The sequence below is a fragment of the Streptomyces hirsutus genome, assembly GCF_001418415.1.
Classification (GTDB): Bacteria; Actinomycetota; Actinomycetes; order Streptomycetales; family Streptomycetaceae; genus Streptomyces; species Streptomyces hirsutus.
Window position 1 is genome coordinate 1 of the sequence record NZ_LIQT01000684.1, and the last position, 3757, is coordinate 3757.

The following is a 3757-nucleotide window of genomic DNA, read 5'->3' on the forward strand; positions in this document are numbered from 1 at the left end:
CTGACGCCCCGGGCCCCCGACGTCCCGACGCCCGGGGGCGCCGGGGACGTCGGGGGCCCGGGGCGTCAGGACGGTGCCGACCGGCGCCGGATCTTGGTCCCGAGCCAGACGAGCGGGTCGTACTTGCGGTCCACCGCCCGTTCCTTCAGCGGGATCAGCGCGTTGTCCGTGATCCTGATGCCCTCGGGGCACACCTCCGTGCAGCACTTGGTGATGTTGCAGTAGCCGAGCCCGTGCTCGTCCTGCGCCGTACGCTTGCGGTCCAGGCCGGACTCGTCGGCCGCGTCCAGCGGATGCATGTCCAGCTCCGCCACCCGCATCAGGAACCGCGGGCCGGCGAAGGCCTGCTTGTTCTCCTCGTGGTCGCGGACCACGTGGCAGGTGTCCTGGCACAGGAAGCACTCGATGCACTTGCGGAACTCCTGCGACCGCTCCACGTCCTCCTGCGTCATCCGGTACTCGCCGGGCCCGACGCCCTCCGGCGGCACGAAAGCCGGCACCTCGCGGGCCTTCGTGTAGTTGAAGCCGACGTCCGTCACCAGGTCGCGGACCACCGGGAAGGCCCGCAGCGGGGTCACGGTGATCGTCTCCTCCCGGTCGAACACCGACATCCGGGTCATGCACAGCAGCCGCGGGCGGCCGTTGATCTCGGCCGAGCACGAACCGCACTTGCCCGCCTTGCAGTTCCAGCGGACGGCGAGGTCGGGGGCCTGGGTGGCCTGGAGCCGGTGGACGATGTCGAGGACCACCTCGCCGTCGTGCACCTCGACCCGGAAGTCCTCCAGACCGCCGCCCTGCACGTCCCCCCGCCACACCTTGAAGCGGGCCTCATAGCTGCTCACTCGTACAGCTCCTCTTCGGTGAGGTACTTCACCAGCTCCTCCTTCTCGAAGAGGGCGAGCAGGTCGGGACGGATGGGTTCGGTGGTCTCACGGGTCAGGACGATCTGGCCGCGTTCCGGGGCGGTGGCCGCGACGCCGCCCGTCGGATCGGCCATCGCACACAGCAGGTTGACGTTGCGCCAGGCGCGTTCCATCGCGGAGTGGTCCTCGCGGGTGTGGCCGCCGCGCGACTCGGTACGCTCCAGTGCGGCCCGCGCCACGCACTCGCTGACCAGCAGCATGTTCCGCAGGTCCAGGGCGAGGTGCCACCCCGGGTTGAACTGGCGGTGCCCCTCGACACCGGCCCGCCGGGCGCGTACCCGCAGCTCGGCCAGTTTCCGCAGGGCCTGCTCCATCTCGTGCTCCCGGCGGATGATGCCGACCAGGTCGTTCATCGTCTGCTGGAGTTCCTGGTGCAGGGTGTACGGGTTCTCCGGAGGGCTCCCGTCCCCCTCCTCGCCGGCCCCGCTCTCCGCCGAGAACGGGCGCAGCGCCTCCGCGGCGGCGGCGTCCACCTGGACGTCGTCCACCCGGGGCCGCTCCCGCACCTGCCCCGCCGCGTGCTCGGCCGCGTGCCGGCCCGCCCGGCGCCCGAACACCAGCAGGTCGGAGAGGGAATTGCCGCCCAGCCGGTTGGAGCCGTGCATGCCGCCGGCCACCTCACCGGCCGCGAACAGCCCCGGTACCCCGCGCGTCGCCGCCGTGTCCGAGTCGACGGCGACGCCGCCCATCACGTAGTGGCAGGTGGGCCCGACCTCCATCGCCTCCGCCGTGATGTCGACGTCCGCCAGCTCCTTGAACTGGTGGTACATCGACGGCAGCCGGCGCTTGATGACCTCGGCCGGCATCCGGGTGGACACGTCCAGGAAGACCCCGCCGTGCGGGGAGCCGCGGCCCGCCTTCACCTCGGCGTTGATCGCGCGGGCGACCTCGTCGCGGGGGAGCAGTTCGGGGGGACGGCGGTTGTGGTCCGGGTCGTCGTACCAGCGGTCGCCCTCCTCCTCGGACTCGGCGTACTTCTCCTTGAAGACGTCCGGCACGTAGTCGAACATGAACCGCTTGCCGTCGGAGTTGCGCAGCACCCCGCCGTCGCCGCGCACCGACTCGGTGACCAGGATGCCCTTCACCGACGGCGGCCAGACCATGCCCGTCGGATGGAACTGCACGAACTCCATGTTGAGCAGCGGCGCCCCGGCCAGCAGCGCCAGCGCGTGGCCGTCGCCCGTGTACTCCCACGAGTTCGACGTCACCTTGAACGACTTGCCGATGCCGCCCGTCGAGAGGACCACGGCGGGCGCCTGAAGGACGAAGAAGCGCCCGGACTCCCGCTCGTAGCCGAAGACGCCGGAGACGTGGCGGCCGTCCTTGAGCACACGGGTGACCGTGCACTCCTGGAAGACCTTCAGCCGGGACTCGTAGTCCCCGGTCTCGCGGAAGTCCTCCTGCTGGAGGGCGACGATCTTCTGCTGGAGGGTGCGGATCAGCTCCAGGCCGGTGCGGTCGCCGACGTGCGCGAGGCGCGGGTACTCGTGGCCGCCGAAGTTGCGCTGGGAGATCCGGCCGTCCTTCGTCCGGTCGAACAGCGCGCCCCAGGTCTCCAGCTCCCACACCCGCTGCGGTGCCTCCTGGGCGTGCAGTTCGGCCATCCGCCACTGGTTGAGGAACTTCCCGCCGCGCAGGGTGTCGCGGAAGTGGACCTTCCAGTTGTCGCCGGTGTTGACGTTGGCCATGGCGGCGGCGATCCCGCCCTCGGCCATCACGGTGTGGGCCTTGCCGAACAGCGACTTGCAGATCACCGCCGTACGGGCGCCCCGCTCGCGTGCCTCGATGGCGGCGCGCAGCCCGGCGCCGCCCGCACCGACCACGACGACGTCCCATTCCTGCCGGTCGACCACGGTCATCTCAAAGGCCCCACTCGTCGGAAACCGTCATAACCTGCGAGAACTCACAGCACTCACAGCACTCGCAGCACTCATGGAAAGCGCAGAACACTCGGAGGGTCAGAAGAAACGCGGATCGTCGAAGGCGCCGGACGCGACGAGATAGACGTAGAGGTCGGCGACCGCCACGCTCACCAGCGACGCCCAGGCGAGCTGCATGTGCCGGGCGTTCAGCCGCCCCACCCACTGCCACATCCGGTAGCGCACGGGATGCCGGGAGAAGTGCTTGAGCTTGCCGCCGACGATGTGCCGGCAGGAGTGGCAGGAGAGGGTGTACGCCCAGATCAGCGCGATGTTGACCAGGAAGACGAGGGTGCCGAGCCCCATGTGTCCCCACGCGTAGTGCTCGTCGCGGAAGGCGAGGACGGTGTCGTAGGTCAGCACCAGGGCGACCAGGAGCGCCGCGTAGAAGAAGTACCGGTGGACGTTCTGCAGGATCAGCGGGAAGCGGGTCTCCCCGGTGTACTTCTTGTGCGGCTCGGCGACCGCGCAGGCCGGCGGGGACGCCCAGAAGCCCCGGTAGTAGGCCTTGCGGTAGTAGTAGCAGGTCAGGCGGAAGCCGAGCGGGAAGATCAGGATGAGGATCGCCGGCGAGAGGCCCCACCAGCTTCCGAACAGCTCCCAGTTGGGCCCGCCGCGCATCGGCTCGCAGTTCTCGGCGAGGCACGGGGAGTAGAACGGCGAGACGTACGGCGCCGCGTAGTAGTCCGCGTTCGAGAGGGCCCGCCAGGTCGAGTAGACGACGAAGGCGAGCAGACCGGCCGCGGTGGCGGCCGGGGCCAGCCACCAGCGGTCGGTCCGCAGGTGTGGAGCGGCGATCGCGGCGCGGGTACCGGTTCTCACACCGGTACGTCGGGGTTGGGGGTCTGTGGCGGGAGGTTCCGTACCAGTGGCCACTTGTCCGCTCCGGTCGGGGTCGGGGGGCGCGTCGGGTCC

At 70.2% G+C, this 3757-nt stretch carries 3 protein-coding genes; all 3 read right to left on the bottom strand.

Annotated elements, in window-relative coordinates; all coding sequences use genetic code 11:
• Positions 1 to 65: 65 nt before the first annotated feature.
• The 3 genes from AOK11_RS37385 to AOK11_RS37395 all read right to left on the bottom strand — a co-directional run bounded on the left by AOK11_RS37385 (position 66) and on the right by AOK11_RS37395 (position 3718).
• On the bottom strand, positions 66 to 842 hold the full coding sequence (locus AOK11_RS37385; protein WP_055598072.1) for a succinate dehydrogenase/fumarate reductase iron-sulfur subunit: 777 nt from the start codon (positions 840 to 842) through the stop codon (positions 66 to 68).
• Positions 839 to 2782 carry a fumarate reductase/succinate dehydrogenase flavoprotein subunit gene (locus tag AOK11_RS37390; protein WP_055598073.1) on the bottom strand — a complete coding sequence of 648 codons (1944 nt, stop codon included), beginning with the start codon at positions 2780 to 2782 and terminating at the stop codon, positions 839 to 841. Before AOK11_RS37390 ends, AOK11_RS37385 begins: the two co-directional genes overlap by 4 nt.
• A gap of 99 nt (positions 2783 to 2881) precedes the next feature.
• The gene (locus tag AOK11_RS37395) at positions 2882 to 3718 is read right to left on the bottom strand and encodes a hypothetical protein (protein ID WP_055598074.1); all 837 of its coding nucleotides are present in this window, start codon (positions 3716 to 3718) and stop codon (positions 2882 to 2884) included.
• Between the last annotated feature and the right edge of the window lie 39 nt (positions 3719 to 3757).